Source organism: Phytomonospora endophytica (assembly GCF_014202425.1).
Taxonomy (GTDB): Bacteria; Actinomycetota; Actinomycetes; order Mycobacteriales; family Micromonosporaceae; genus Phytomonospora; species Phytomonospora endophytica.
In genome coordinates this window covers 400,496-426,924 of sequence record NZ_JACHGT010000002.1, presented here as the reverse complement: position 1 = coordinate 426,924, position 26,429 = coordinate 400,496, and the positions used below count along the sequence as shown (strand labels likewise).

Sequence of the window (26,429 nt, the reverse complement as noted above, 5' to 3'; positions counted from 1 at the left end):
ACTCCCCCCATGAAGGCGCGCATCACCGCAGACCAGCACCTGCTCGACTCGAACCGCCGCTCGGAGTGGAAGCAGAAGGACGCCTGGCGCACCCTGCGCATCCTCTCGGAGTTCGTCGACGGTTTCGACACCCTCTCCGACATCGACCGGGCCGTCGCGGTCTTCGGTTCGGCGCGCACGAAGCCCGAGACACCCGGGTACGCGCTCGCCGAGGAGGTCGGTGCCGCCCTGGCCAAGGAGGGCTTCTCGGTCATCACCGGCGGCGGGCCGGGCGTCATGGAGGCGGCGAACAAGGGCGCCGCCGAGGCCGGCGGTGAGTCCATCGGCCTCGGCATCGAGCTGCCCTTCGAGCAGGGCCTCAACGGCTATGTCGACATCGGCCTCGACTTCCGCTACTTCTTCGTCCGCAAGACGATGTTCGTGAAGTACGCGCAGGCCTTCATCGTCCTCCCCGGCGGTTTCGGCACCATGGACGAGCTCTTCGAGGCGCTCACCCTGGTCCAGACCAAGAAGGTCACGCAGTTCCCGGTCGTCCTGCTCGGCACCGCCTACTGGGGCGGCCTCGTCGACTGGCTGCGCGGCCGCATGCTCGAAGACGGCATGGTCAACCCCGCCGATGTCGAGCTGATGCTGGTCACCGACGACGTGGCCGAGGCCGTCGCGCACATCGTCGCCGGCTGCAACACCAAGCCCGGCAGCGGCGGGGACGCCGCCATGCCCAGCTAGGTCAGCCCGGACGGGTCGTACGACGGCCCGTCCCCGGCCTGCTCGTGACGGGCGTACATGTCGGCGCCCGTCGTGATCATCTTGGCGATCACCGACTCGTACTTGATCGTCTCGACGACCTTCAGCGCCTTCTGGAGCTTGGCGAACACCGCCATGGCCTTCCGCACCCACGTGATCGCCGTCAGGTAGGTCCGGGCGGCCTCGACCGCCGTGATCACCGCCTGCGCCGCCGTCGAGGCCCCGAAACTCGGCCCGGCCGCGGCCAGCGCGGTCAGCCACTTCGGGATTTGTGCGATGAGGAACTTCGTCAGCTCGCCCTTGATCACCGCCTGGAGACTCGTCGCCAGCAGCGACGCGCCCTGCAGCACCAGCCGGACGCGCGTGACGTCGTTGGCCGTGGCGGCGATCGCGTCGGCGCACTCGCCGAGGCGGGTCTTGGCGACGGTCGCCGCGTCGCCGCGCCACGCGCCGATGTCCTCGCCGGGGACCTTCCCGACGTCCTCGGAGATCGCCGCCAGGGCCGCGGTGACGCGGTCCCACTTGGCGATCTCCAGGTCCATGCGCTCGGGGTTGCCGGTGACGAGCCCGAGGAGGTCTTCGAGGGGCTGGATGAAGTCGATGAGGAAGGACACGACCGTCCCGGCGAGGAAGTTCACCGGGTCGGTGATCGCGCCCAGGCCGGTGTAGAAGGTCCCGGTGATCTCACCGAAGAGGCCGGTCACGTCGGAGAAGTCGAAGCCGTCGCCGAAGGCCGCGGACTTGGTCGCGATGCCCTTGGCCTGCGCGTAGCCGGGCAGGCCCGCCGCGGCACCGGAACCGTCGAAGAAGCCGGGGGAGTTCGTGACGCCGGTGTCGTCGCCGACGTCGGTGGAGGATGTGCCGGATCCCATGTCGCTCAGCCCTCCCAGGTTCCGCCGTCGATGCGGGCCCGGATCTGGCGCATCGTGTCGGCGTTGTCGGTCTCCGACAGGTGGTAGTTCGCCGCGCAGGCGTCGATGCGGGTCGCGTGGGAGGTGAGGACGGCGGAGATCCTGCCGAGGTGTTCGTGGAGCTCCTCGGCCTTGCTCCAGTAGAGGGGCGCCAGGGCGAGGCCGGGTAATCCCCAGGTGTACCAGTCGGGGTCGGCGTCGTCGGCGAGGTCGGCGGCGCGGCCGGCGTGTTCGCCGAGGGTGTTGAGCCGCGTGGAGGCGGCGGTCATGCCGGGGAAGTCCACATGGAGGGGTTCAGCCACTTCGGGTCCTTTGGGGGCGTTGGTGTGGGCCACGCACACACTGCCAGACCCGGTCAACGTTCCGTACGCGCGATCCGAGCCGCGGCCCACCGTGTCCGGTCTCACACGGTGGGCTCGTCCGCTAGAGGCTGCGCTTCGGCGCCTTCGGCGCCTTGTCTCCACGGATCGCGGCGACCATGTCGAGCACCTGGCGGGTGGCCGTCACGTCGTGCGCGCGGAAGACCCTCGCTCCGTGCCAGGCCGACACCGCGGTCGCGGCGAGGGTCCCGGGGAGGCGGCGGTTCACCGGCAGGTCGAGGGTCTCGCCGACGAAGTCCTTGCGGGACAAGGCGACGAGCACCGGCCAGCCGGTCGCGACGAGTTCGTCGAGGCGGCGGGTCAGCTCCAGGGAGTGGACCGTGGCCTTGCCGAAGTCGTGCGTGGGGTCGATGAGGACGCCGTCGGCGCGGACGCCCGCGTCGAGGGCGCGCTGGGCCGCCTGGCACAGCGAGTCGGTGACCTCGGCGACGACGTCGTCGTAGGTGACCTTCCCGGCGATGGTGCGGGGCCGCATGCCGCCGGTGTGCGAGCAGACGAGCCCGGCGCCCGCCTCGGCGGCGACCGAGACGAGTTCGGGGTCGGCGCCCGCCCACGTGTCGTTGATGAGGTCGGCGCCGGCCGCGGTGGCCTTCTCGGCGACCTCGGCGCGCCAGGTGTCGACCGAGATGACCAGGCGCGGGTGGCGCTGGCGCAGCTCGGCGATGAACGGCACGGTCCGCTGGATCTCCTCGTCGACGCTGACCTCGTCGCCGGGGCCGGCCTTGACGCCGCCGATGTCGACGATGTCGGCGCCGTCGGCGACCGCGCGGTCAACGGCCGCCAGAGCCGCCTCGAAGGCGAAGTTGGCGCCCTTGTCGTAGAAGGAGTCCGGGGTCCGGTTCACGATCACCATGAGGGCGAACGCGCCCGGCCCGAAGGTCCGGGAACCGAGCCGCAGTGTACGAGAGGGAGTGGGTTGCTGTGGAGTTGTAGTCATAGAAGCCAATTGTCCTGGGGGAGGAGGAAGCATCCGGGCCATTGTGCCCCGGGCGTCCGTGGAAAGATGCGTCAATGGGCCAATTCCTGATCCTGCTAGTCGTGGCGGCCATTGCCGTCGGCCTGGTGTTCGGCGTGGTGGTGTTGGCGACCGGTAAGGACGACGGACTGCGCCCGGTCTCAGCCGACGGGGTCTCGATCGGACTCCCACCGGACCGTCCGCTGTCCGAGGACGATGTGCTCACCGCCCGTTTCGATACCGGTCTGCGGGGTTACCGCACCGGCCAGGTCGACGACGCTCTTGCCCGGCTCGCGTACGACGTGGGCTTCAAAGATGAATTGATCAAAGTACTGGTCTCCGAAGTGCAGGCGTTGCGTGACGGGCGTTCCGACGACGCCGAACGACTCCGTCTGGCCCGCGCCAAGGCTATCGGTGAGACCACAGTGGACACACGGCGGCCGCCGGTCGACGGTGCTGACGCCGAGCCGTCGGCCGTTACGGACGACGCCGGCGCCCCGGCGGCGTCCCCGGTGCGGGCCCCCGCCGACACCGCCGGGGAGCCCTCCACGCCCGCCGAAACGCAGGAGGAGAAGACCCCGTGAGCGGTGCCCTGCCCGGCCCCGACGGCCTCCCACGCTGCCCGTGGGGCGCCGGCCCCGAGATCTACACCGAGTACCACGACAACGAGTGGGGCAGGCCCCTGCGCGGCGATGACGCCCTCTTCGAGCGCCTCAGCCTGGAGGCCTTCCAGTCGGGACTGTCGTGGATCACGATCCTGCGCAAGCGCGAGAACTTCCGCGAGGCCTTCGACGGCTTCTCCATGGAGAAGATCGCCGAGTACACCGACGCCGACTTCGACCGGCTCATGGCCGACGCCGGCATCGTCCGCAACCGCGCCAAGATCGAAGCCGTCATGGCCAACGCCCACGTCGCCCTCGACCAGCCCGAAGGGCTGTCCGACCTGCTGTGGTCCTTCGCGCCGGCGCCCCGGCCGAGGCCCGAGAGCTTCGACACCGTGCCCGCCGTCACGCCCGAGTCGAAGGCCATGGCCAAGGAACTGCGCAAACGCGGATTCCGCTTCATCGGGCCCACCACCGCCTACGCGATGATGCAGGCCGTGGGCATGGTCGACGACCACCTCGCCGACTGCTGCGTGCCGCCCTACCCGGGGTAGGGCTGCTCGCGCCGGCCGCCGACATGATGTGATGTCGGCATGGCGCACTGGCTGATCGTGGTTGACGCGGCGGAGTACCAACGGCAGCTCATGTACGCCACCGACACGGTGGCGCTGCCCGACACCGCCCCCGCCGACGGTGACACCGTGCTGCTCGCCGCCGACGGCAACCTCTTCGGCGCCGGAATGGTCGCCGACGGGAAGGTCGTCTACACCCACCGCGTCCTCGACGAACCGACCGCGATCGACACCGGCGCCGTCGGATCGATTCCGCTCGACGTCGAGACCTACGCGCGGCTGTGGGGACTCATGCCCTCGGAGTGGGCCGTGACGGCACCCGTGCGGGACTACCTGGTGAGCGTGACGATCCCCGTCGAGGCGAGCTCGCACGCGGAGGCCGCACGGCTGTACTGGTCCTACGTGGCCGAACTCGGGCCCGCCGAACTGCCCGCCTTCGTCGCGCCCTACGGGAACGAACTCGACATGCGCGCGTACGTGCTCGGGACGCCGCACGAGATGGATCCCGAGGAAGAAGACGAGGACGAGGACGAGGACGACGAGTGAGGCGCGGCTGTGCTCGTTCGGGCGGCGCGAACGAGGCCGCCTGAGGAGTAGGGGATCGGGCTGCGGCCCGCCACCGTGGGCGGGCCCTCGCCCAGAACCTCAGTGCCCGTGACGGGCCAGCCCGGTCACGATCCCGGGCGCCTTCGGCGTTGTCGTGGCCTGCGCGTCGCGCGGCGCCGGGGCCGCGTCGAAATGGTCGGAGACGGCGCCGCTGACCGGGCCGCGGCGCGGTTCGAAGGGGACGTTCCAGTCGCCGGACTCGCGCGAGTCCTTGCCCAGCCACGGGACGAGCAGCGCGAGCGTGAGCAGGATTGCGAACAGGACCAGTTCCATGACACTCCTCCAGAGTGTTGAAGCGACCTCCCGGTTGCGGGTGCAAGTCCAGTGTCGGCACAATGGACTGAAACTGGCCTGGCCAAAGGAGCGAAAAGTGGACCGTTCCGAAGTGCAGGAGCTTCTCGGTGACTGGTCGGCGGGCAACGGCCCGCTCTACCAGCAGCTCACCGACCGGCTCCGCCGCGCGATCACCAACGGCGACCTCGTTGTGGGCGAGCGCCTGCCATCCGAGCGCGCACTCGCCGAGGCCCTGGCGGTTTCCCGCGCGACGGTGGTCACCGCGTACGAGGCCCTGCGCGCCGAACGGCTGGTCGTCAGCAGGCAGGGAAGCGGCACGGTAGTGGCCCGGTCCAATCTGACGGACGTGGCCCGCCGTGCCCAGGACGGCCGCGTCCAGGGCGGACAGGCCGGGATCATCTTCCAGCGGCTCCTCGACGGTCCGGGACGCGTCATCTCGCTCAGCTGCGCGTCGGAGCCGGGCTCGCCGTGGATCCGCGACGCGCTCGAAGACCTGCTCCGCGAGGACCTGCCGACCCTGCTCGCCGACAACGGCTACCACCCGCGCGGCTGGGAGCCGCTGCGCATGGCCGTCGCCGCCCAGTACCGGGAGCAGGGGCTGCCGACGACGCCCGACCAGATCCTCATCACGACCGGTGCCCATCAGGCCATCGGCCTTGTCGCGCAGCTCTACGCGCGCAAGGGAACGCGGGTCGTCGCCGAGTCGCCGGGCTGGCCCGGCTGTCTCGACGTCTTCCGGGACAGGGGCGCGCAGGTGCTCGGGGTCTCCCTCGACGACGAGGGCATCTGCGTCGTCGGAACCGAGCGGGCCTTCACCGAGCACCAGCCGGCGCTGCTGTACGTGATGCCGACCTATCACAATCCGACGGGCCTGGTCATGTCCTCGACCCGGCGCAGGCGCCTGGCCGACCTCGCCGCCCGCTTCGACGTGCCGATCTGCGAGGACAACGCCTTCGACGGCTACGCGTCGGCGAAACCCCCGCCGCCCATCGCGTCCTTCGCGCCGAAGGGCGCCGAGGTTTTGACGATCGGGTCGCTCGGGAAGCTCGTGTGGGGCGGCCTGCGCATCGGGTGGGTCCGCGGGCCCGCCGGGATCATCGACCGCCTGGCCCGCCGCAAGGTCCTCGCCGACCTCGGCGGCCCGCTGCTGGAGCAGGCCCTGGCCGCGCGGCTGATGCCGTCGCTGTCGGCGATCCGCGCCGAGCGCTCCGCCGAACTCGTCGAGCGCCTCGAAGTGCTGGAGCAGCTGCTCCGCGACCAGCTGCCGGAGTGGTCGTGGCGGCGGCCGGACGGCGGCGGGTCGCTGTGGGTGCGACTGCCCGGCGTCGACGCGCGCGTGTTCGCGCAGGTCGCGCTGCGGCACGGCGTCGAAGTCGTGCCGGGGACGGCGATGTGCGCGGACAGCACGAGGTTCGCCGACCACATCCGCCTGCCGTTCACGTTCTCGAAGTCGGAGCTGGACTCGCTGGTGTCGCGCCTGGCGGCGGCGTGGACGGAGCTGCGCAGGCACGGGCCGGCGGAGGTCGTGCCGGAGCGGGTGATCGTCTAGGGGAACGGCTCCAGGCCACCGTCATCCTGGAGGTGCAGCGGGCGATCAAGCCCGAGAAGCGGCGGACCTGGCCGAGTTACGTCGCCGATGTCTGGCGCCGGACCGGAAAGCCGGTCTATCTCGTCGTGATCTGCCCGGACGACAAGGTCGCCGAGTGGGCGAGGCAGCCGATCGAGATCGGGCCGCAGGTGACGCTCACCCCCGGCGCGATTTCACCGAGCATGGTCCCATTGGTGGGCAGGGACGACGAGCAGATCCCATCCATCGACATGGCGGTGTTCTCGGCGTACATGCATTCGGACGGACCGCACGGCGAGCAGGCGCTGCGCGCGCTGATCGAACGGCTGGACCTGCTCGACGTCGCCGACGCCGAGTTTTACATTGGAAGTCTGGAGGAGACCTTGTCCACGCAGTCCCTGGAAACCCTGGAGGGTTTGATGAGCTCAGGCACACACGACTTCCAGATCTACAGCAAGAGGCGTTACGAGGAGGGGCTGGCCGAAGGCCGCGACGAGGCCCGCATCGAAACCGAGCAGGAGGCCGTCCTCAACGTCCTCGCCGTCCGAGGCATCGCCGTCGACCCTGAAACGCTCGAACGCATCCGCTCCTGCCAGGACTTCAACATCCTGAAGGTCTGGCACATGCGAGCTGTGACCGTCGACGAGGTCGCCGAGATCTTCACCTGACGACCGACCCGGCGCCCCACCCCCGCCGGGCCGTCGCCTCCGTCGAACCCCCTAGCGCCCCTCGAAAACGATCGGCCGCTTCGCCACGAACGACTCCACCGCGCCCTTGTGGTCCGCGGTCTGCGAGCAGCGCAGCTGCGCCTCCGCCTCCAGGTCCAGCGTCTCCGACAGCGGCACGTGCTCGGCCGCCGACATCGTCCGCTTGATGTACGCGTACGCCACGGTCGGCCCCTCCGCGAGCCTCGCGGCCAGCTTCTGCGCCTCGGGCAGCACGTCGTCGTCGGTCTCGGTCAGCGTCCCGACCAGGCCGATCCGCAGCGCCTCCTCGGCCTTCACCTTCGTCCCGAGCATCAGCATCTCGGTCGCCTTGGCGTGCCCGACGAGTCTCGGCAGCGTCAGCGACGCGCCCGTGTCCGAGGTCAGGCCGATCCCCGCGAAGGCCATGCTGAAGCTCGTCCCGGGCCCGCCGACGCGGAAGTCGGCCAGGAACGCCAGCGACGCGCCCGCGCCCGCCGCGGCACCGCGCACGGCCGCGACGACCGGCTTCGGCATCGCCGCGAGGGTCGCCGCGATCGGGTTGTAGTGCTCGCGGACGGTGGTCAGCGGGATGCCCGCCTGGAGGTTCGCGACGTGCTCGCGCAGGTCCTGCCCGACGCAGAAGGCGCGGCCGGCCCCGGCCAGCACGATCGCGCGGCACGTGGGGTCGGCGGACAGGGCCGCGAGCTGGTCGCGGAACGCCGCCTTCAGCTCGTCGGTGAGGGCGTTGAGCGCGTCGGGACGGTTGAAGGTCAGCGTCACCACGCCGTCGGCGCGGTCGATGAGCAGCGTGTCGGTCACTGGTGGCACCTCGTTCTCAGATGGTCTCGCTGAGCATACGGTCGACATGGCGGTCGGCCGCCGGTCGCAGGCGCGCCGCCTGCGCGTCGAAGAAGGCCGCGGCGGCCGAACCGGCCCAGCCCTCGGGCAGGAGCGCCGACGGCAGCTGCGGGTCGCGGAAGAGGAAGGCGCGAAAGGCGTGCACGAGCCGGAAGCGCGCGGCGTAGGCGGCCTCGGCGGAACTGGTCGGCCCGACGCCGCCGACGACCGGTTCGAGCTCGTCGATGAACTTCTCGTAGGCGAGCTCCAGTTCGCGCAGGTCCCAGGCCCGCCGGACGAGCGCCACGGGATCGCCGGCGTGCCTGGCGTCGAAGCGTTCGAAGGCGACGCCGGTCTCGGTGAGCAGCGGCCCGACCTCGTCGGCGTGCCACGGTGACACCCACGTCGAGGTGCTCCCGCCGAGGTGGCCGTAGCCGAACAGCTGGAGTTGCGCGGCCAGCCGCGCGCGGGTGCTGCGGTCGGCGGGCGGCTCGACGACGAGGAGGTCGAAGCCGCCGTCCCATTCGCGGCGGTTGGTGCGGTAGATGCGCCCGGCGGCGGAGTCGAGGCGGCGCACGGCACGCCCGGTGAGGGCGTACCCGCGTTGCCGGCCGAGGCGGGTCGCGGTCAGCCAGTCCTGGCGCATCATGCGCGAGACGGCCGTGCGCACGGCGGGCGCGGCGATGTCGAGGGGTGCGAGCAAACGCACGAGGGCGGCGATGGGCGCGGCGCCACCGCGATTACGCAGGTAGTCGCCGTACAGATCAAACAGGGCAGACCGGGCTCGCACGACCGATCATTGTGACAGTACTGCAACAAAAATGCCAGACCTTGTCACAACCGTGCCGGGGCGGTTTGGGTTTTGAGGCCTCCATCGGGGAAGATTATTCGTCGGTGGCGTACAGCGCCACTGGTCGTGGCACCGCCCGCCCCCGGCGGCCAGGTGCCTGGCTTGTGTGAACCCGCGGGCGACCGCGGCATTGGATCGAGGGGAGACAACACATGGCGGCCATGAAGCCGCGGACGGGCGACGGTCCGCTGGAGGTCACCAAGGAAGGCCGCGGCATCGTCATGCGCGTTCCGCTCGAAGGCGGTGGTCGACTCGTACTTGAGATGACGCCGGACGAGGCTCAGTCACTCGGCGATGCGCTGAAGTCCGTCACGGAGTAAGAACTGCGGAGGCGGCGCACCGTGCGCGCTCTTCAGGACAGAACTCCCTCCGGCCTTCCATATCTCAGCGGGACCCGGCCCCACCACGCGACCGGGTCCCGCTTTCGCATGTCCGGCCTCGCGCGCCACGCGGGGTTTCCCGCCCGGCGGCCGTTCGTGACGGGGGCACGCTCCCGCGCCCCCGGAGCCGCGTGGGCGCCGGTGTGATGCCGGCGCGGCCGAAGTTCGCGCCCACGTGCCCGTTGCCCTGTCGCCGGGGGTTTCCCGCCCGGCGGGCGTTCGCGACCGGTCGAGCTCTCGCACGTTCGCCGTCCCATGCCGCGAGATCTCCCACCCGACGCCACCCCGTCGGCCCTCGCGTCGAAGCACCCGCCGCACCTCCGCCCCACCCACAGCGCCGGTGCGACGCCCTCACCCACGTCCCCACCGGGCGACAACGCGAGCGCCGCGGCGAGGCTCAGGACGGTCGGCTCACGTCGTTGATCGCCGCCTCACGGCCCCTCCCCGGCGCGATGCCGAGCGTGCCGGGCCCGTCCCCTCGACTGTGCCCTCGGTCACCCGGCTGACCAGGGGCCGGATCTTTCGCCGCACCGCGAGTGATCCGGCGCGTCCCCCGCCACCCCGTCCCACCAGCCTCTCCGGCGACGGCCCGCAGGCGTGGCGGCCACCGCCCGGTCCCGCAGTTTGACCGGCCTCATTACGATGACCGTTCCGCATGACAAGCTTGATGCGCAACCACCCATGCGTCGCCATCGGCGACCGGCGCGAGAACGCGCGGCGGGTCCACCCACGGCAGGCTGGGACCGGGAGGAGAACGGCGTGACAGACGGCGGCAACGCGGCGGGTGCCGCGCGGCAGAACGGACACGCTCCGCCACCACCTTCGGGGATGGCGCCGCAGTGGCCGTACGCGTCGCAGCCGCCCGCCGGCGCCTACGCGGCACCACAGGCACACCCCCAGCACGTACCGGCGCCCCCGACCGCCCAGTTCCAGCCGCAGCCCCCCACCGCCGCCACGGTCAAGAACGCCGCCGACTCTCCCTGGTGGGCCTCCAACGCCGCCAGCGACCCCTGGCGCGACCCCGCGGCCTCGGCCGCCGTCGTACAGACCGCCCCGCCCGCCGGGCCGCCGACGGACCCGATGACCGCCCCCGCGCCCGCCGCGGCCCCGCCTCCCGGCGACCGGCGCGGCGCTCTCGGCCTCGTCTTCACCGTGGCGCTCATCACAGCCCTCCTCGCGGGCGGCCTCGGCGCCGCCATCGGCGTCCTCGCCACGCGGGGCGGCGGCGGCACGACGACCAGCGGCGGACCGCCCGTGGAGCGGCCGGTCGGCTCGGTCGCGCAGGTCGTGTCGACCATCGCCCCGAGCGTCGTGACAATCATGATCGAGGGCCAGGAGGGCGAAGGCAACGGCTCGGGCCTGATCATCAGCGAAGACGGCTACATCATCACCAACAACCACGTCGCCAACCCGGCCGACCTGCACGACGTCGAGCTCACCGTCGTCTTCAGCGACGGTTCGAGCGCGCCCGCCGAGTTCAAGGGCAGTTCCGTCGAGTCCGACATCGCCGTGGTCAAGGTCGACAAGTCCGGCCTGCCACCGGTGACGATCGCCGACTCCGAGCAGCTCGCCGTCGGCGACCCGGTGCTGGCCGTCGGCGCCCCGCTGAACCTGCCCGGCACGGTCACCATGGGCATCATCAGCGCCCTCGACCGGCCCGTCGTCGCCGGTGAGAGCAACGACTCCTCGGTCACCGCGGCCATCCAGACCGACGCCCCCATCAACCCGGGAAACTCCGGCGGCCCGCTCTTCGACGCCTCCGGCCGCGTGATCGGCGTCAACGCCTCCATCGCGACCTTCCAGAACTCCGACGGCCAGGGCGGCAACATGGGCATCGGGTTCTCCATCCCGATCAACCTGGCCAAACGCCTCGCCGACGAGATCATCGCCGACGGGAAACCCTCCCGCACGGTCATCGGCATCGAGACCTCGGAGACGCCGAGCCCGGACGGTGTGACGGTGAAAAAGGTCGTCAGCCCCGGCCCGGCGGCCTCGGCCGGCATCCAGGACGGCGACGTCATCACGACCTTCAACGGCAAGCACCTCACCGACCCGGTGGAGCTGGTCGCGCTGGTGCGCAAGTACCCCGCCAACACGATCGTCGAGATCGGTTTCCTGCGCGACGGCGCCGAGCGGGAAGTGTCGGTGACGCTCGCCGCCGACGAGGAATGATCCACCCGCCCACTGTCGTCTCGCCCGACTTCTGAGTACTCTTCGGGCGGAGCGGCACAGGTCTTCGCACGACGGTCCGCCGTTCCGCGGAGCACAGCTAGGGAGCGCAGCGCATGTTCGAAAACCTCGGCTGGCCGGAGATTCTGGCCCTGCTGCTCATCGCGCTGTTCGTGCTGGGTCCCGAGCGGCTGCCGAAGATCCTCGCCGACATCGGCCGGGTCCTGCGCAAGGTCCGCAACATGGCGTCGTCGGCGACCGCCGACCTCAACAAGGATCTCGGCACGAATCTCGACATCACCGACCTCAACCCGAAGACCTTCATTCGCAAGCACGTCTTGAGTGAAGAGGACGAGGAGGCCCTGAAGCGCCCGCTCCAGGCGGCCTTCGAGGACCTCAAGCGCGACACCGACGGCGTCCGCGACACCCTCCGCGACACCGCCTCGGGCATCTCCGCCCGCGACTCCGGCACGGCCGCGAAGTCGGCCTCGGCGGTCTCCGCCGACGACAAGACCCCGGTCACCGACCCCCCGCGCGGCCGCACGGCGAAGTACGACCTCGACGCCACCTGACCCGCGCCGAGAGCGCCCGGAACTTCGGGCGAACGGGAAACTTCACGAGGGTTTCCGCTGTGTAAAATCCCGCTCATGAATCACACGCCCGCCGTGACCATCGTGGTTCCCGTCTACAACGCGATGCCATGGCTGACCGAGGCGATCAATTCGATCCTGGCCCAGACGATCGGCCGAGATCAACTGGAGATCATCGCCGTCGACGACGGTTCCACCGATGGCAGTGGGGCGGAATTGGACCGTTTCGCCGCGGCCGAATCCTGCATCAAAGTGATTCATCAGGAAAACTCCGGCGGTCCCGGAAAACCGTGCAACGTCGGCCTCGACAACGCCACCGGTGAGTACGTGTACTTCGTCGGCGCCGACGACTACCTCGGACCGAAGGCCATGGCGAAGATGCTCGACATGGCCCGCCGCGCGAAGTCCGACATCGTGCTGGGCAAGATGGTCCCCGCGCCCGGCTTCGGCAACCGCGCCCCGCGCGGGATGTGGGGCCGGAACGAGGCGAAGGTCGATCTCCTCACCTCGCAGATCTACCTGGCGCTGAGCCAGGTGAAACTCTTCCGCCGCGCCTTCGTCGAAGGGCACGGCCTGCGCTTCCCGACCGGTCAGCTGGTCTCCTCCGACCAGCCGTTCACGGCCGAGGCCTACTTCCGCGCCGAGGTGATCTCGGTCGTCGCCGACTACGACTGCTACTACGTGCGCAACCGTCCCGACGACAGCAACGTCACCCGCCGCACGCACGACCCGCTGCCCTGGCTCGACCAGGCCGAACGGCTGCTGAACACGATCGCCGAATACGTTCCGGCGGGTCCGGGCCGGGACAATCTGGTGACCCGCCACTTCCGTTTCGAGATCCTGCCCTGCCTCGGTTCGAAACACCCCCGATTCGCCGACCGGTGGCTCAACGGCAGCAGCCCCGAAGAACAGCGGAAAGTGCTCGACCGGGTCAAGGAATTGTGCGACACCTGGCTTACCGACAATGTGCTCGACAAACTGGCACCGGACCTGCGGGTTCGCGCCTACTGCGTCCGTGAGAACAAGACCGCGGAACTGACCGACATCATCACCGCGCAATTGTCAATGCCCGAAAAGGCGATCACCGACGGCGGCCGCGTCTACCTGCGCCTGCCCCATTTCCGTGACGAGTCGGCGCGGATTCCCGACCGGATGTTCGAGCTGGACAACATCCGCGTCGTCCACCGCCTCGACTTCGTCGACTGGACCGCCGCGGGCCTGCTCACCGTCGGCGGGCACGCCCACCTGACGCAGGTCGACACCGACGGCCAGACCGTCGAGCTGCTGGTCCGCAAGCGCGGCTCCGACGTCGAGTACCGCATCGCCGCCGCCCAGAGCGAGACTCCCGAGCTGGCCGACGCGTCGACCCCCTACGACTACACCCGGGCCGGTTTCCGCGCCGGAGTGGACTTCGCGACCCTCGCCGCCGGTGCGCCCGCGGGCAAGGGCGTGTGGGACCTGTCCCTGTCGGTCAGTTCGAAGGGCGTGACCGTCGAGCGCCGCCTCGGCAGCGAACGTGCCAAGGACATCGCCACCGGGCACCGCCTGCGCGTCCTCCCCGACGGCGAGGGTGGCCACCGCTTCGCCGACGGCTACTTCGGCGTCGCGGGAAACCTCAGCGTCGACGTGGGCGGGAAACTCAAGGCCGTCGCCGAGAACGTCCGCTGCACCAGGCTCGACTCCTCGCGCACCAGCCTCGACGTGACCGCGCGGATGCCGCTGTCCGACGTCCCGGACGAGCTCGACGTCTCCCTCGTCGTCACCCGCTCGGGGAAGACCGTCGCGCTGCCCACCGAGCTGTCCTTCGACGAGGACGGCGTGACCGCGACGGCGCACCTCTCCGCGCCCATGCTCAAGCTGCGCCCGGGCACGTGGGCCGTGAAGGCCCGCATCGCCCATGAGGGCGGCGGCCGCTCCTTCCCGGCCATCCGCAAGGGCGGCAAGCCTGCCGAGGTCGGCGTGCTCCCCCGGATCGGGGCGCTGCTGCGGAAGGTCTTCGGCTCCTAACGCGGGCACCTCGACGGGGTCGGGCGCCGGGTCCTCATCGGGCCCGGCGGTCACCGCCGCCCGGGCCGGAGTGCCTCGCAGACCGAGGTAGACCCGGTCGAGGACGTCGGCCTGGGCCTCCCAGTACCACTGATCGAGCAGGCCGGGGCGCCGGTAGACCGAGCGGTACCTCTCCGGGTCGGCGAGGACGGCCCGGACCGCGCGGACGTAGTCGCCGGTGTTCTCCGCCTCGAAGACCTCGCCCTGGCCGGTGGCGCGGGTGGTCTCGGCCATCGTCTTGACGTCGCTGACGATCAACGGCAGCCGCGCGTGGGAGTACTCGAAGAACTTCGTGATCAGCGCGATCTCGTGGTTCGGGAAGTGGTGGATCGGGATCACACCGACGTCGGCCGAGGCCAGGTAGGCGACCACCTGCCAGTCGGGCACATAGGGCAGCACGTGCACGCGCTCGGCCGCGCCGAGTTCGCCGGCCCGCTCGACCAGCGCCTGGACGTGCGCCGAATCGGGCCTGGCCACGACCAGCGCGACGTGCGCGCCCGGCAGCCGCGGCAGGGCCTCGATCATGGTGGCGATGCCGCGCTGGGGCGCGACGGCGCCGCTGTAGACGAGTAGCGGGGTCCCGGCGTCGAGCCCGCACTGTTCGCGCAGGTCCGGCATCGGGACGGCCTCCCGCGCGGCCGGGACGTCCCGCTCGGGAGCGTTGAGGACGACGGCGGGCGTCTCGGTGAGACCGTGGGTCTCCCGGAGCAGTTCGGCGAGCCCGTCGGAGACGGTGACGACGTGGTCGGCGTACTTGGCGAACTCGCGTTCGGCGGCGAGCATCGCCGGCTTCCAGCGTTCGTTCCTCGACCACGAACAGATGCCGGGGAGGAACTCGTGGGCGTCCCAGACGAGCTTGACCTCGCGGCCGCTCGACCGCGCGCGCAGGGCGGCCCGCGCGCCGACGCCGAGCATGCGGAAGTCGTTGGCGTGGATGATGTCGGGCTTGAGCCCGTCGATCGTCTTGCCGTAGGCCAGCTCGAAGTCCCACAGGCTCGGGTCGATACGGCGCCAGGCACGGTCGCCCATCAACCGGGTCCAGAGCCGCACCGCGAAGCGGTCGGTGGGGGTGCTGCTGTTCTTGCGCAGGGCCGCGACGGCCTTGGTGTGGCGGACGCGCATGCGCACCCAGCGGCGCCGGACGCCCGCGGCGATCCGGGCGAGTTTCAGCCGGACCCGCCCGAACTGGAAGGACAGGCCGGTGTCGCCGGCGTTCCTGCGGACGCCCAGCAGGCTGCCGCGGAAACGCAGCTCGGCCTGGCGGGCGCGCAGCTGCTGCGTCCGGTAGCTCGACAGGTGGCCGGCCCGATAGGCCAGCGGGTGGCGCCAGAAGAGCCTGCGGAACTGCTCGGGATGCTTGTGCAGGACGTCCTTGAACGCCAGCAGGCGTACTTCGGCCCCGCCGAGGCGCCAGGTCTGCGGGGGGACGGCTCCGTTGGCGCGTCCCAGGAGGGTGACGTCCCAGCCGCGCGCGGCCGCCGAGCGGGCCGCCTTCTGCACCCGTGAGTCCCCGTTGACCTGGTTGTCCACCAGCATCACGATCCGCCCGCGGCTCTCACCGGGGACGGCGATGTCGTCAGGCAAGGCTCCCCCTATGCCAGGGTCGGCTGTTCCCCACCGACCGGGATGGCGCGCGGTGCCCGCCGGCCCGTGCCGGTGCCGGGGACTTCGCGCGTGCCCGGCCGTGGGCCGGGATTCCCGTCGCCCGCGTGGTGCGTGCGCTCGTGTCCGGCGGACGACGGTCCACGGCGCCTGGTCGCTTAACGGATCATATCGGGCGAGGCCGGGCGGGAGGCGGTTCTCGACGCTTCCCGGAACACGGCGAAGGCCACCCGCACACGGCGGGTGGCCTTCGTTCCGGGCCGGGGCGTCAGGCGCCGATGACCACGTGTTTCACGCCGTCCCAGTTCGCCGGGTCGGTGACGCGGCGGCCGTCGACGACGACGCGCACACCGGGGAAGTCGGCGGCGCCGAGCTTCTTGTACTCCTCGTGGTTCGACTGGATGATCAGCGCGGTGACCGGCGCGCCCTGGTGGGCGGGCAGGCCGAGCTTCGCCAGCTCGTCGGGGGTGTACATCGGGTCGCTCACGTACGGGACCGCGCCACGGGCCCGCAGGGCCTCCACGACCGGGAAGACGCCCGAGAAGGCCGTCTCCTTGACCCCGCCGCGGTAGGAGGCGCCGAGGACGAGCACGGCGGCGCCGTCGAGGACGCCGTAGGACTCGGCGAGCAGCCCGACGCTGTACTCCGGCATCCCGGCGTTGGCCTCGCGGGCGGCGCTCACGACGGTCGCGTCGGGGTCGTTCCACAGGTACAGGCGCGGGTAGACCGGGATGCAGTGCCCGCCGACGGCGATGCCGGGGGAGTGGATGTGGCTGTAGGGCTGGGTGTTGCAGGCCTCGATGACCTTGGCGATGTCGACACCGGCCGCGCCGGCGAAGCGCGCGAACTGGTTGGCCAGCCCGATGTTGACGTCGCGGTAGGTCGTCTCGGCGAGCTTGGCCAGCTCGGAGGCCTCGGCCGAGCCGAGGTCCCAGACGCCGTTGGGGCGGCCCAGGTCGGGACGCTCGTCGAACTCCAGGACGGCCTCGTAGAACTCGACGCCCCTGCGGGCCGAGGCCTCGTCGATGCCGCCGACGAGCTTCGGGTAGCGGCGCAGGTCGGCGAAGACACGGCCGGTCAGGACCCGCTCGGGGCTGAAGACGAGGGAGAAGTCCTCACCCGGGGTCAGGCCGGAGCCCTCCTTGAGCATCGGGGCCCAGCGCGTGCGGGTGGTGCCGACCGGGAGCGTCGTCTCGTAGCTGACGAGCGTGCCGGGACGCAGCCCGGCGGCGATCGACTTCGTCGCCGAGTCCATCCACTTGAAGTCGGGTTTGCCGTCCCCGTCGACGAACAGCGGGACGACCACGACGACCGCGTCGGACTCGGCCGTGGCGGCCGCGGTGTCGGTCGTGGCCGACAGCAGGCCCTCGGCGACGACCTTCTCCAGCTTGGTGTCCAGGTCGGTCTCACCCGGGAAGGGCACGACGCCCGCGTTGACCAGCCCGACGACCTTCTCGTCGACGTCGGCGCCGATGACCCGGTGGCCCATGGACGCGAATTGCACGGCCAGGGGGAGACCGATCTTTCCCAGAGCGACTACACAGATCCGCACTGTTGTTTCCTTCCGAAGAGAACAGCCCGCGCTGTGGGGACCCGTCGGGCGACGGGGAGGGATCGGGCGACGGCGGTCGTCACGCCGACGTGCCGATGCTCGCGGCGTCGGGGAGGGCCTCACCGGCGGGCTTGGGCACGACCGGTGCGGGGGCCTGCGGACGGGGGACCGCGGGCAGCAGCTTGGTGTAGACCTCGTCGAGGATCTCGGCCTGGGCCTCCCAGGTCCACTGCTCCAGCATCCCGGGAGTCTCGTAGACGGCCTTGTAGCGCGCCGGGTCCTCCAGGACCTTGCGCACGGCACGCACGAAGTCCTTCGGGTCCTTGGCCTTGAAGACCTCGCCCTGACCGGTCCGGGTGACCATCTCGGCCATCGTCCGCACGTCGCTGGTGAGCAGCGGGAGCTTCGCGTGGGAGTACTCGAAGAACTTGTTGCTCATCGCGATCTCGTGGTTGGGCAGGTGCACCAGCGGGGTGACCGCCATGTCGGCCGGCGCCAGGAACTGCGTGACCTGCCAGTGCGGCACGTACGGGAACACGTGGACGCGGTCAGCGACGCCCAGCTCACGGGCCTTGACCATCAGGTCGTCGATGAACGGGGTGCTCTTCTGCCCCGGGGGGAGCGAGACCAGCGCCAGGTGCACCTCGGGCAGGTCGGGCAGCCCTTCGACGACGGTGTCGACACCGCGGACGGGCGCGACGCCGCCGCAGAAGACCATCAGCGGCGTCGCGGCGTCGATGCCGCACATGGCGCGCAGGTCGGCGACGGGCTCGCCGCCCTCGTCGAGGCCGGGGTCGAAGCTCGGCGCGTTGAGGACGACCGCGGGCGCCTCGGCCAGCTTGTGCTCGTTGATCAGCAGCTCGCCGAGGTTCTCCGAGACGGTGACGATCGCGTCGGCGAAACGCACGTGCTCGCGCTCGTGCAGGATGTTGCCGGGCAGCCAGCGGATGCTCTTGGTGCGCTGGTTGAGGCCGGGCAGGAACTCGTGCGCGTCCCAGACGAGCTGGATCTCATGGCCCTTCAGGGCCGCGCGCATCTTGGCGCGGGCGCCGACGCCGAGCATGCGGAAGTCGTTGGCGTGGATGAGATCGGGGCGCATCTTGTCGAGGATGTCGGCCCAGGCGATGTCCCAGTCCCACAGGCTTGGCTCCAGGCGGCGCCAGGCGCGGTTCCCGCCGACCGCCGACCAGAACTTCAAGGTGAGGTTGTCGATCGGCGACGCGACGTCGATCCGGGCCTCTTTGAGCGCGGCGGTCTGCTTGAGCCGGAACTTGACGACACCGGCCCAGATCGAGGTCGCCACGCGCCGGGGCAGCTGCGCGAGGTCGCGGAACCGGTAGGAGAGCCGGGAGCGTTCGCCGAGCTTGACCTCGTAGCGCCACAGCGTCCGGCGGGAGCTGATGTTGGCCCACGCGGACTTGACCCGCTGCTTCTTGAACTTCGCGATCGGGCTGACCGGGTTGTAGGCGAAGGGCCGGCGCAGCGGGGCGGAGCGGAAGTCGTGGCGGCGGCGACGCTGCCTCGGCGTCGGCAGGAGCAGCACCTCGGCCTGGCCGATCGCCCACGAGTGGCGCTCGCCGTCGGGCGAGCAGCCGATCAACGTGACGTCCCAGCCGGCGGCGGCGGCCGAGCGGGCTTCCTTCTGCACACGGGAGTCGCCGTGGACCGAGTTGTCGACGAGCATGAGCACTCGTCCCCGGGTTTTCCCGGAAGCGCCCGTGGTCTGCGTTGACATGGACTGTCTCTCCAAGGTCTAGGTCTAGTTCAGGTGTTCGGCGAGCACCTGAATGACGCGCTCGGCGGCGCGGCCGTCGCCGTAGGGCGTGCCGCGCTCCTCGTCGGGAGCGGTTCGGGTCGCGATCGCGTTCCACTCGTCGCGGCCGAAGTCCCAGGGCTGGTCGGCCAGGACGTTCCAGCCGCCTTTGAGGGTCTCGGGCCATTCGGTCTCGGAGCGCAGCGTGGTGCAGGGCCGTCCGAGCAGGTAGGCCTCCTTCTGGAGGCCGCCGGAGTCGGTGACGACGCCGCGGGCGCCGAGCACGGCGGCGACCAGCCCGGCGTAGGGGAGGGGCCGGCCGACGCGCACGGCACCGGTGTCGAGCTTGATGCCGTGCTGCTGGGCCCGGGCGATCAGCCGCGGGTGGGCGAGCAGCGCGACGGGGACGGGCAGTTCGGCCATGGCCTCGACGAGCGCGGCGAGCCGGGCCGGGTCGTCGGTGTTCTCGGCGCGGTGGAGGGTGGCGAGCAGGTAGGGCTCGCCGGGGTCGACGCCGTCGGGGAGGACGGGCCGCGCGTGGCGGCCGGCGACGACGGCGTCGCGGATGCGCAGGCAGATGTCGACCATGACGTCGCCGGTGAGGACGGAGCGGTCGGCGAGGCCCTCGGCGGCGAGGTGGCGCATGGCCTCCTCGGTCGGGGCGAGGAGGAGGTCGGCGGCGTGGTCGGTGAGGACCCGGTTGTGTTCCTCGGGCATGCGGCGGTTGAAGGACCGCAGGCCGGCTTCGAGGTGGGCGACGCGGAGGTGGAGTTTGACGGCCGACACCGCGCCGGCGAGGGTCGAGTTGGTGTCGCCGTAGACGAGGACCCAGTCGGGGCGGTGCTCCTCCATGACCGGGTCGAGGGCGCCGAGGACGGCGCCGGTCTGCACGCCGTGGCTGCCGGAACCGACGCCGAGGTGGATGTCGGGGGCGGGGATGCCGAGGCCGTCGAAGAACACGTCGGACAGGTCGGCGTCGTAGTGCTGGCCGGTGTGCACGATGACGTGCTCGTGCCCGGTGCCGGGGAACGCGGCGGCGACCGCCGCGAGTTTGACCAGCTGGGGGCGGGCCCCGACGATGCTCATGACCTTCACTGCGCTGCGCCTTTCGCGTTCACGGCTGGTTCGCCGACGGTGACGGTGAGGCCCCGCTCGGCCGATTCGAGGATCGCCGCCGAGACCTCGACGTTGCGCAGGCCCTGGCGGAGGGTGACGATCTCGCTGGGTTTGCCGTCGACGGCGTCGCGGAAGCGCTCGTGCTCCACGAGCAGCGGTTCCCGGCGAAGGATGGCATACCGGATCATATCGCCCGAGGTGACGCCGGAGAAGGTCCGCAGCGCCTCCCACTCGTTGCTGGCCGCGCCGTTCGAGTAGAACGTGAGGTCGGCGGTGAGGGTGTCGGCGACGAAGCAGCCCAGCGCGCCGGTGACCGCGGTGAAGCGCTCCTTGAGCGGGCTGAGCCAGTTGACCAGGTGGCTGACCATGGTCCCGTCGTCGAGCGAGGCGACGACGGCGACCATGTCCTCGTGCTCGCGCCCGCTCTTCTGGACGGTCCGCGCCGACACGGTCGCGTAGCCGCTCCCGGTGACCCACGAGGTCAGGTCGATGTCGTGGGTGGCGAGGTCCTTGACCACGCCGACGTCGGCGATCCGGTTCGGGAACGGCCCCTGGCGGCGGGTCACGACCTGGTAGATGTCGCCCAGCTCGCCGGCCTCCAGGCGTTCGCGCAGGCTCTGCAGCGCCGGATTGAAACGCTCGATGTGCCCGACCCCGGCGACGAGCCCGCGGCTCTCGAAGGCCTCGACGAGCCGCGCGGCGGCCTCGACGGTCCCCGCGAGGGGCTTCTCGATCAGCGCGCACACGCCGTTCTCGGCCAGCCGGAGCCCGACGCTCTCGTGCAGCGAGGTCGGGCAGGCCACGACGGCGTAGTCGACGCCCGCGGCGAGCAGCTCGTCGAGCTCGGCGAAGACCGGCGCGCCGTAGGCCGAGCGGCGCGGATCGCCCGCCGGATCGACCGAACCGGCGAAGTCCACACCGTCCAATGTGGACAGAATGCGGGCGTGGTTGCGTCCCATGGCGCCCAGCCCGATCAGTCCGGCCCGCAGTCGCCTGGTCTGTCCCGTCACGGCTTTAGCGCCCCTCTCCCACTTCGTTGACGCCGGTCACGATCCGGTCGAGCTGCTCGGCGGTCAGCGAGGGGTGCACCGGCAGCGAGAAGACCTCGCGGGCCGCGCGAGCGGTCTCCGGGAGATCCCACGCGCGCACGGGCTTTCCACCCACCGGCTCGCGGTAGGGCTTCAGCTCGTGGATGGGGGTGGGGTAGTAGACGGCGTTGCCGATACCGCGCTCGGTGAGGGCGGCCATGAAGGCGTCGCGGTCACCGGCGTAGCGCACGGTGTACTGGTGGTAGACGTGCCCGACGCCCTCGGCGACCGGCGGCGTCTCCACCGCGGTCAGCCCGGCGTCGAGGACCTTGGCGTTCTGGCGGCGCTGCTCGGTCCAGCCGGCGAGCTTCGTCAGCTGCACCCGCCCGACGGCGGCGGCCACGTCGGTCATGCGCATGTTCGCGCCGACGATCTCGTTGGCGTAACGCTGCTCCATGCCCTGGTTGCGCAGGAGGCGCAGCGTCCGGGCCAGGGCCGCGTCGGCGGTGGAGACCATGCCGCCTTCGAGGGAGTGCATGTTCTTCGTCGGGTAGAAGCTGAAGGCCCCGGCGGCACCGAAGGCGCCGACCTGGCGGCCGTTCTGCGTCGCGCCGTGCGCCTGGCAGGCGTCCTCGACGACGGCGAGCTGGTGCTTGTCGGCGAGGGGCTGGAGGCGGTCCATGTCGGCCGGGTGACCGTAGAGGTGGACCGGCATGATCGCGGCCGTGCGCGGGCCGATCTCGGCGGCGACGGCGTCGGGGTCGAGCCCGTAACTGCCCGGCTCGATGTCGGCGAAGACCGGCTCGGCGCCCACGAGACGCACCGCGTTGGCCGAGGCCGCGAAGGAGAAGGACGGGACGATGACCTGGTCGCCCGGGCCGACGCCCAGCGCCAGCAGCGTCAGCTGGAGCGCCGAGGTGCCGGAGTTGACCGCGACACAGTGCCGGCCGTCGACGAGCTCGCCGAACTCCTCCTCGAAGGCCGCGACCTCCGGGCCCTGCACGACCCGGCCACTGCGCAGTACGCGGACGGCGGCCTCGATCTCTTCTTCGCCGATCACCGGTTGCGCGGCGGGGATGGGGGCTCCACCTGCGGCCATGTGCCAAAACTCCCTGCGGATTGCGTCGCTGCGGCGCCCGGTGGATCCCACCGGCTCGCCCATGGTCGACCCCCGGTGTCCCGGCCGGTCTCGCCTGGAAGATTAACGCACGGCATCGGATCGGTTTATGGCACCTGAAAGCAGTTCGATCAGGGCTTCTCCCCGAGTGGAACACGAGGTGACCGCCGGTGTCGCGGGCTCGGCGGAATTCACTTGTCGTTCACGCGGAATGAGCCTCCGGCCCGCCGGTGGGGCGGGCGTCCGGGCCGGTGCCGGCGCGACCGGCGAATAGTGCCGAAACGTACACCGGCGGCCCCGAATGGGACCGCCGGTGAGTGGCGAATGACGCGGTGGAATGAACTCACAGTTCCTTGAGGACGGAGTTCTCCAGCTTCTTGAACAGGGCCCAGCCGAGGAACAGGACGACCACGCACACCCCGGCGGTGTACCCGAGCAGACCCCAGCTGGGCAGCTCGTTGGGGTTCCAGGCCGCGTGGTGCAGCTGAATGATCCCGACGTACGGGTTGGCCATGTAAACGCCCTGGAGCCAGCCGGGGACGTTCGAGGGGTTGGCGTCGTCGCCGAGGACCTTCGTCAGCGGGTAGATGATCGGCGCCGCGTAGAACAGCACGCGCATCGCCAGGCGCATGAAGCGCTCGACGTCGCGCATCAGCACGTTCACCGACCCGAGGATGAAGGCCAGCCCGACCAGCAGGCAGGTCTGCAGCAGGATCGCCAGCGGCAACGCCCAGATCGAGCTCTTGAACCCGCTGCCGAGGAAGATCGCGAAGAGGATGATGATCGGGATGCCCGCGGCGAACTCCGCGAAACGGGCGACCACCTTGGCCACCGGGAAGATCTCCCGCGGCACGCGCATCGTCGTGATCAGCGAGGACTGGCTGGTCAGCGCGCGCGTCGACTCCGACATCGCCGAGCTCGCCCACTGCCAGGCGAAGATGCCCGACACGACGAACACGGCGTAGTCGCCGCCGTCGACGTTCTTGCCGCTGTGGCCGTACAGGATGCCGAAGACGAAGTAGTAGATCGCCGCCATGCCCATCGGCTCGATCAGCGACCAGAAGTACCCGAGCACCGAACGCTGGTATTTGACCGCGAGGTCGCGCTGCACCAGCGTCGTGAGCGTGGAACGGTTGCGCCACAAGGCGCGCACCCCGGTCGCCTTGCCGAGGGTTCGTCCGATCACCGTCACCGGAGCGACCCCTTTGTTCGTGACACGAGCTCTCCCCTGCATAGGAGTGGATGCGGCAGGGGCTCATAGTAGAGCGATCGCCGAAGGCGGAATCTACTGGTCCTGCGGAGAACTCCGCCCATCCGGCGCCGGCGAACGAAACGCCTGAAAGGTACGGGATCGGGCTTCGGTCAGTTCGCGTGAATCGACTCGCCGCCGTCGACGACGAGGACCTGCCCGGTCATGTAGGAGGCCTGCGGGGAGCACAGGAACGCGATCACCGAGGCGACCTCCTCCGGCGTTCCGGGGCGGCCCATCGGGGCGTCGAGTCCGCGCTGGAGTTCGTGCACCGTCGACGATCCCGTGCGGATGACGCCCGGCGCGACGGCGTTGACGGTCACGCCGTCGGCGACCAGTTCCATCGCCAGCGCGCGCGTCAGCCCGAGCATCCCGGCCTTCGCCGAGGCGTAGGCCGCCTCGGCGGGCACGGCCTTGAGCAGACCCGCCGTCGCCGACACGTTCACCACGCGGCCCCAGCCGCGCTCGGCCATGCCCTGCACGAAGGCGCGGCTGACCAGGAACGCCGTCGACAGGTTCCGGTCGAGTTCCTGCCGCCATTCCTCGAAGGTCAGCTGCGCCACCGGGCGCAGCACGGCCGGGCCCGCCTTCGAGTTCAGTCCGGCGTTGTTGACCAGTACGTCCACTTCGCCGACCTGCTCGGCGATCGCGTCGGCCACCCCGGCGACCTCGGCGTCGTCGGTCAGGTCGGCGACGAAGCCGAAACCGCCGATCTCGCCGGCCCGGTCGTGGATCCGCCGCGTCGTCGACACGATCGCGACCTCGGCCCCGAGCGCGCGAAGCTCCCTGGCCACCGCGAAACCGATGCCGTCGGGGCTGCCCGCCCCGGTCACCAGCGCCACCTTGCCGTCGAGACTCCCGGCCGACTGCGGATCGACCTGGGCGCGGCGGTTCATCGTGGGGTGCGGAATGACGTCCGGGTGGGAACGTCGTGGCGGTACGGGGGTCATAGCGCTGATCCTCCCATGGACGAGAATCGAAGGCATGCCTAGCACGCCGAGCAGACCCGTCACAGTCATCACCGGCGCGTCGGCCGGAATCGGCCGCGCGGCCGCCGTGGAACTGGCCCCGCGCGCCGAGATCGTGCTGGTCGGACGCGATCCGGAACGGCTCGACGACGCCCTCGCGGCGGTCGTCGCCGCGGGCGGTCACGACGCCGCCGCCTACCGCTGTGACTTCGCCGACCTCGCCGCCGTCCGCGACCTCGCCGCGGTGCTCCACGCCACGTACGAACGCGTCGACGTGCTCGCCTGCAACGCCGGTGTCCTGGTGCCGAAGGCGACGACCACCACCGACGGTTTCGAGCTGACCGTGCAGGTCAACCACCTCGCCGGTTTCCTGCTGGCGAACCTCCTGCGCGACCGGCTGACCGGCGGGCGCGTGATCACCACGTCCTCGGGCGCGCACATCGGCGGCAGAATCGAGCCCGGGGCCTTCGGGACGCCCGCGAAGTACCGGCGCTGGAAGGCCTACGCCGACAGCAAGCAGGCCAACATCCTCTTCACCCGCGAGGCCGCCCGCCGCTGGGGACCCGAGGTCCTCACCGCCGCCTTCCACCCGGGCGCCGTGCGCTCCCGCTTCGGCGACGACAACCCCTTCTTCCGGCTGGCCAAACGCCTCCCCGGTTTCGTCAGTCCCGAGACCGGCGCGAAGACCCTGGTGTGGCTGGCCACGGCGGCGCCCGGCGACTTCACCTCCGGCGGCTACTACGTCCGGGGCAAAAGGCATGCGCCGTCGGCGGCGGCCTCCGACGACGAGGTCGCGCACGAGCTGTGGGAGTCGGGGGCGAAGGCGGTGGGGTTGCGGTGAGACCGGGGCATCGGCCGAGCACGCTCCCGTCCGATCTTCCGGCGTGACACCATGCCACCTATGGAAGCCTTCGGCGACGCGGTGGTCCGGCTCGCGGTCGAGACCGTCCGCCTGTCCCTGGCGGCCGCGCCCGTCGATCCCGACGCCCTCCTGCGCGAGGACGACCCGCCGCGCCTGCGTGAGCCGGGGGCGTCGTTCGTGACCCTGGAGCGCGGCGGGCGGTTGCGCGGCTGCATCGGGACGCTCCAGGCGCAGCGGCCGCTGTACGTCGACGTCGCCCGCAACGCCGAACGTTCGATGAGCGACCCGCGGCTGGCGCCCGTCGACGTCGACGACTGGCCCGTCCTCACCGTCAAGGTCTCGGTCCTCACGGCCCCCGAGCCCATCGAGGGCGGCGACGACGCGCGCGTGCTGATGGCCGCGTTGCGGCCCGGCGTCGACGGCCTGATCCTCAGCGACGACAAGCGCCGCTCGACCTTCCTGCCCTCGGTGTGGCGCCGCCTCGACACGCCGGAGAGGTTCCTCGCCGCGCTGCTCCGCAAAGGCGGCTGGAACCGTTGGCCCGAAGGCGGCCTGAACGCCCGCCGCTATGAGAGCCTGGAGTTCGTCTCGACCCCACCACCCGGAGGCCGCACGTGACGACCGCACCCGCGCCGGAACTGCTCGCCGAGGCCGTCAAGAAGGCCGCCGTCGCCTGGATCTCCTGCGGCGGCGCCGATCCGCGGCCCGTGTGGGTCGTGCCGCTGGAGGGCAGGCTCTACACCGTCGTCGGCCCGCGCGAACAGCCCGACCCGGGCCTGTCGCGCGATCAGCGCCCGCTGGTGACACTGCGCGGGGACCACGGCGGCGCGATCGTGACCTTCCCGGCGAGCGCCTCGCGCGTCGATCCCGGTGGTGAGGCCTGGGACGAACTGGTCGGGCAGCTGAGCGCGAAACGGCTCAACCTCTCCGGCGACGACGACACCGCGGCCCGCTGGGCCGCCGAGTGCGCGGTGTGGGAACTCGCGGGCTGAC

At 70.9% G+C, this 26,429-nt stretch carries 26 protein-coding genes and 1 pseudogene; 13 read left to right on the top strand and 14 right to left on the bottom strand.

The genetic code is table 11. The features are described from left to right. Positions 1-9 precede the first annotated feature (9 nt). A complete protein-coding gene (locus HNR73_RS05245) occupies positions 10-726 on the top strand; it encodes an LOG family protein (protein WP_184786111.1) in 717 nt (238 codons plus the stop codon). Here the strand turns inward: HNR73_RS05245 and HNR73_RS05240 are convergent. The 3 genes from HNR73_RS05240 to folP form a co-directional block, all read right to left on the bottom strand. Continuing rightward, complete coding sequence (locus HNR73_RS05240) at positions 723-1,616, bottom strand: hypothetical protein (RefSeq protein WP_184786110.1); 894 nt, start codon at positions 1,614-1,616, stop codon at positions 723-725. The two genes, HNR73_RS05245 and HNR73_RS05240, sit on opposite strands and share 4 nt — an antisense overlap. Positions 1,617-1,621: 5 nt before the next feature. Beyond that, positions 1,622-1,957 carry a hypothetical protein gene (locus HNR73_RS05235; RefSeq protein WP_184786109.1) on the bottom strand — a complete coding sequence of 112 codons (336 nt, stop codon included), beginning with the start codon at positions 1,955-1,957 and terminating at the stop codon, positions 1,622-1,624. Positions 1,958-2,078: 121 nt separating this feature from the next. After that, on the bottom strand, positions 2,079-2,972 hold the full coding sequence (gene folP, locus HNR73_RS05230; RefSeq protein WP_184786108.1) for a dihydropteroate synthase: 894 nt from the start codon (positions 2,970-2,972) through the stop codon (positions 2,079-2,081). A gap of 74 nt (positions 2,973-3,046) precedes the next feature. Between folP and HNR73_RS05225 the strand changes: the two genes are divergently transcribed. From HNR73_RS05225 to HNR73_RS05215, 3 genes are read left to right on the top strand one after another with little or no spacing between them, the layout of a single operon-like run. Further along, entirely contained in the window at positions 3,047-3,574 is a 528-nt protein-coding gene (locus HNR73_RS05225) for a DivIVA domain-containing protein (RefSeq protein WP_184786107.1), read from the top strand. An 8-nt stretch (positions 3,575-3,582) separates the two neighbouring features. Beyond that, on the top strand, positions 3,583-4,146 hold the full coding sequence (locus tag HNR73_RS05220; protein WP_221330756.1) for a DNA-3-methyladenine glycosylase I: 564 nt from the start codon (positions 3,583-3,585) through the stop codon (positions 4,144-4,146). Positions 4,147-4,185: 39 nt separating this feature from the next. Next, a complete protein-coding gene (locus HNR73_RS05215) occupies positions 4,186-4,710 on the top strand; it encodes a hypothetical protein (protein WP_184786105.1) in 525 nt (174 codons plus the stop codon). 99 nt (positions 4,711-4,809) lie between these two features. Here HNR73_RS05215 and HNR73_RS05210 read toward each other — a convergent pair whose 3' ends face one another. Further along, entirely contained in the window at positions 4,810-5,043 is a 234-nt protein-coding gene (locus HNR73_RS05210; RefSeq protein WP_184786104.1) for a hypothetical protein, read from the bottom strand. Positions 5,044-5,140: 97 nt separating this feature from the next. Here HNR73_RS05210 and HNR73_RS05205 point away from each other — a divergent pair, with 97 nt between their 5' ends. Continuing rightward, positions 5,141-6,613, top strand: a complete 1,473-nt coding sequence (locus HNR73_RS05205) for an aminotransferase-like domain-containing protein (protein WP_203685956.1) — start codon at positions 5,141-5,143, stop codon at positions 6,611-6,613. Positions 6,614-6,645: 32 nt separating this feature from the next. After that, positions 6,646-7,299, top strand: coding sequence for a hypothetical protein (locus tag HNR73_RS05200; RefSeq protein ID WP_184786102.1), 654 nt, complete (start codon positions 6,646-6,648; stop codon positions 7,297-7,299). A 51-nt stretch (positions 7,300-7,350) separates the two neighbouring features. Here the strand turns inward: HNR73_RS05200 and HNR73_RS05195 are convergent, their stop codons facing one another. Continuing rightward, complete coding sequence (locus HNR73_RS05195) at positions 7,351-8,136, bottom strand: enoyl-CoA hydratase-related protein (RefSeq protein WP_184786101.1); 786 nt, start codon at positions 8,134-8,136, stop codon at positions 7,351-7,353. 16 nt (positions 8,137-8,152) lie between these two features. Then, positions 8,153-8,944: a PaaX family transcriptional regulator gene (locus HNR73_RS05190; protein WP_184786100.1), complete on the bottom strand. Its 792-nt coding sequence runs from the start codon at positions 8,942-8,944 to the stop codon at positions 8,153-8,155. 212 nt (positions 8,945-9,156) lie between these two features. On the opposite strand from HNR73_RS05190, the gene HNR73_RS05185 reads away from it, so the two are divergent. The 4 genes from HNR73_RS05185 (at position 9,157) to HNR73_RS39495 (ending at position 14,150) form a co-directional block, all read left to right on the top strand. Further along, positions 9,157-9,324, top strand: coding sequence for a DUF3117 domain-containing protein (locus HNR73_RS05185; protein WP_184786099.1), 168 nt, complete (start codon positions 9,157-9,159; stop codon positions 9,322-9,324). Between the two features lie 819 nt (positions 9,325-10,143). Next, positions 10,144-11,556, top strand: coding sequence for a S1C family serine protease (locus HNR73_RS05180; RefSeq protein ID WP_239122027.1), 1,413 nt, complete (start codon positions 10,144-10,146; stop codon positions 11,554-11,556). Positions 11,557-11,669: 113 nt separating this feature from the next. Next, entirely contained in the window at positions 11,670-12,125 is a 456-nt protein-coding gene (locus HNR73_RS05175; protein WP_184786098.1) for a twin-arginine translocase TatA/TatE family subunit, read from the top strand. Between the two features lie 75 nt (positions 12,126-12,200). Further along, positions 12,201-14,150: a glycosyltransferase family 2 protein gene (locus tag HNR73_RS39495; RefSeq protein WP_184786097.1), complete on the top strand. Its 1,950-nt coding sequence runs from the start codon at positions 12,201-12,203 to the stop codon at positions 14,148-14,150. A 15-nt stretch (positions 14,151-14,165) separates the two neighbouring features. Here HNR73_RS39495 and HNR73_RS41155 read toward each other — a convergent pair. The 8 genes and pseudogenes from HNR73_RS41155 to HNR73_RS05130 all read right to left on the bottom strand — a co-directional run. After that, positions 14,166-15,725: pseudogene (locus HNR73_RS41155) on the bottom strand (glycosyltransferase family 4 protein); the annotation flags it as partial. Between the two features lie 334 nt (positions 15,726-16,059). Beyond that, positions 16,060-17,343 carry a nucleotide sugar dehydrogenase gene (locus tag HNR73_RS05160; RefSeq protein ID WP_184786096.1) on the bottom strand — a complete coding sequence of 428 codons (1,284 nt, stop codon included), beginning with the start codon at positions 17,341-17,343 and terminating at the stop codon, positions 16,060-16,062. A gap of 79 nt (positions 17,344-17,422) precedes the next feature. Next, the gene (locus HNR73_RS05155; RefSeq protein WP_260336936.1) at positions 17,423-19,078 is read right to left on the bottom strand and encodes a glycosyltransferase family 4 protein; all 1,656 of its coding nucleotides are present in this window, start codon (positions 19,076-19,078) and stop codon (positions 17,423-17,425) included. Between the two features lie 24 nt (positions 19,079-19,102). Further along, on the bottom strand, positions 19,103-20,191 hold the full coding sequence (gene wecB, locus HNR73_RS05150; protein WP_184786095.1) for a non-hydrolyzing UDP-N-acetylglucosamine 2-epimerase: 1,089 nt from the start codon (positions 20,189-20,191) through the stop codon (positions 19,103-19,105). Then, the gene (locus HNR73_RS05145) at positions 20,188-21,222 is read right to left on the bottom strand and encodes a Gfo/Idh/MocA family protein (protein WP_184786094.1); all 1,035 of its coding nucleotides are present in this window, start codon (positions 21,220-21,222) and stop codon (positions 20,188-20,190) included. Before HNR73_RS05145 ends, wecB begins: the two co-directional genes overlap by 4 nt. 4 nt (positions 21,223-21,226) lie before the next feature. Continuing rightward, on the bottom strand, positions 21,227-22,339 hold the full coding sequence (locus HNR73_RS05140) for a DegT/DnrJ/EryC1/StrS family aminotransferase (protein ID WP_184786093.1): 1,113 nt from the start codon (positions 22,337-22,339) through the stop codon (positions 21,227-21,229). A gap of 361 nt (positions 22,340-22,700) precedes the next feature. Continuing rightward, entirely contained in the window at positions 22,701-23,540 is an 840-nt protein-coding gene (locus HNR73_RS05135) for an ABC transporter permease (protein ID WP_239122030.1), read from the bottom strand. 179 nt (positions 23,541-23,719) lie between these two features. Next, positions 23,720-24,502 carry an SDR family NAD(P)-dependent oxidoreductase gene (locus HNR73_RS05130; RefSeq protein WP_239122029.1) on the bottom strand — a complete coding sequence of 261 codons (783 nt, stop codon included), beginning with the start codon at positions 24,500-24,502 and terminating at the stop codon, positions 23,720-23,722. Between the two features lie 88 nt (positions 24,503-24,590). Between HNR73_RS05130 and HNR73_RS05125 the strand changes: the two genes are divergently transcribed. From HNR73_RS05125 to HNR73_RS05115, 3 genes are read left to right on the top strand one after another with little or no spacing between them, the layout of a single operon-like run. After that, complete coding sequence (locus tag HNR73_RS05125) at positions 24,591-25,415, top strand: SDR family NAD(P)-dependent oxidoreductase (RefSeq protein ID WP_184786090.1); 825 nt, start codon at positions 24,591-24,593, stop codon at positions 25,413-25,415. Between the two features lie 60 nt (positions 25,416-25,475). Then, positions 25,476-26,054: an AmmeMemoRadiSam system protein A gene (gene amrA / locus HNR73_RS05120; protein ID WP_184786089.1), complete on the top strand. Its 579-nt coding sequence runs from the start codon at positions 25,476-25,478 to the stop codon at positions 26,052-26,054. Continuing rightward, positions 26,051-26,428 (top strand): hypothetical protein, encoded by a 378-nt coding sequence (locus HNR73_RS05115; protein ID WP_184786088.1) that lies wholly within the window; start codon positions 26,051-26,053, stop codon positions 26,426-26,428. Before amrA ends, HNR73_RS05115 begins: the two co-directional genes overlap by 4 nt. Position 26,429 lies beyond the last annotated feature (1 nt).

What these genes read in the sequence shown, in the direction of transcription:
- HNR73_RS05175 (WP_184786098.1), top strand. Translation starts at nt 11,670, where the DNA reads ATGTTCGAAAACCTCGGCTGGCCGGAGATTCTGGCCCTGCTGCTCATC.
- HNR73_RS05210 (WP_184786104.1), bottom strand. Translation starts at nt 5,043, where the DNA reads ATGGAACTGGTCCTGTTCGCAATCCTGCTCACGCTCGCGCTGCTCGTC.
- HNR73_RS05140 (WP_184786093.1), bottom strand. Translation starts at nt 22,339, where the DNA reads ATGGCCGCAGGTGGAGCCCCCATCCCCGCCGCGCAACCGGTGATCGGC.
- HNR73_RS05245 (WP_184786111.1), top strand. Translation starts at nt 10, where the DNA reads ATGAAGGCGCGCATCACCGCAGACCAGCACCTGCTCGACTCGAACCGC.
- amrA (WP_184786089.1), top strand. Translation starts at nt 25,476, where the DNA reads ATGGAAGCCTTCGGCGACGCGGTGGTCCGGCTCGCGGTCGAGACCGTC.
- HNR73_RS05125 (WP_184786090.1), top strand. Translation starts at nt 24,591, where the DNA reads ATGCCTAGCACGCCGAGCAGACCCGTCACAGTCATCACCGGCGCGTCG.
- HNR73_RS05155 (WP_260336936.1), bottom strand. Translation starts at nt 19,078, where the DNA reads ATGTCAACGCAGACCACGGGCGCTTCCGGGAAAACCCGGGGACGAGTG.
- HNR73_RS05240 (WP_184786110.1), bottom strand. Translation starts at nt 1,616, where the DNA reads ATGGGATCCGGCACATCCTCCACCGACGTCGGCGACGACACCGGCGTC.
- HNR73_RS05215 (WP_184786105.1), top strand. Translation starts at nt 4,186, where the DNA reads ATGGCGCACTGGCTGATCGTGGTTGACGCGGCGGAGTACCAACGGCAG.
- folP (WP_184786108.1), bottom strand. Translation starts at nt 2,972, where the DNA reads ATGACTACAACTCCACAGCAACCCACTCCCTCTCGTACACTGCGGCTC.
- HNR73_RS05130 (WP_239122029.1), bottom strand. Translation starts at nt 24,502, where the DNA reads ATGAACCGCCGCGCCCAGGTCGATCCGCAGTCGGCCGGGAGTCTCGAC.
- HNR73_RS05225 (WP_184786107.1), top strand. Translation starts at nt 3,047, where the DNA reads ATGGGCCAATTCCTGATCCTGCTAGTCGTGGCGGCCATTGCCGTCGGC.
- HNR73_RS05185 (WP_184786099.1), top strand. Translation starts at nt 9,157, where the DNA reads ATGGCGGCCATGAAGCCGCGGACGGGCGACGGTCCGCTGGAGGTCACC.
- HNR73_RS39495 (WP_184786097.1), top strand. Translation starts at nt 12,201, where the DNA reads ATGAATCACACGCCCGCCGTGACCATCGTGGTTCCCGTCTACAACGCG.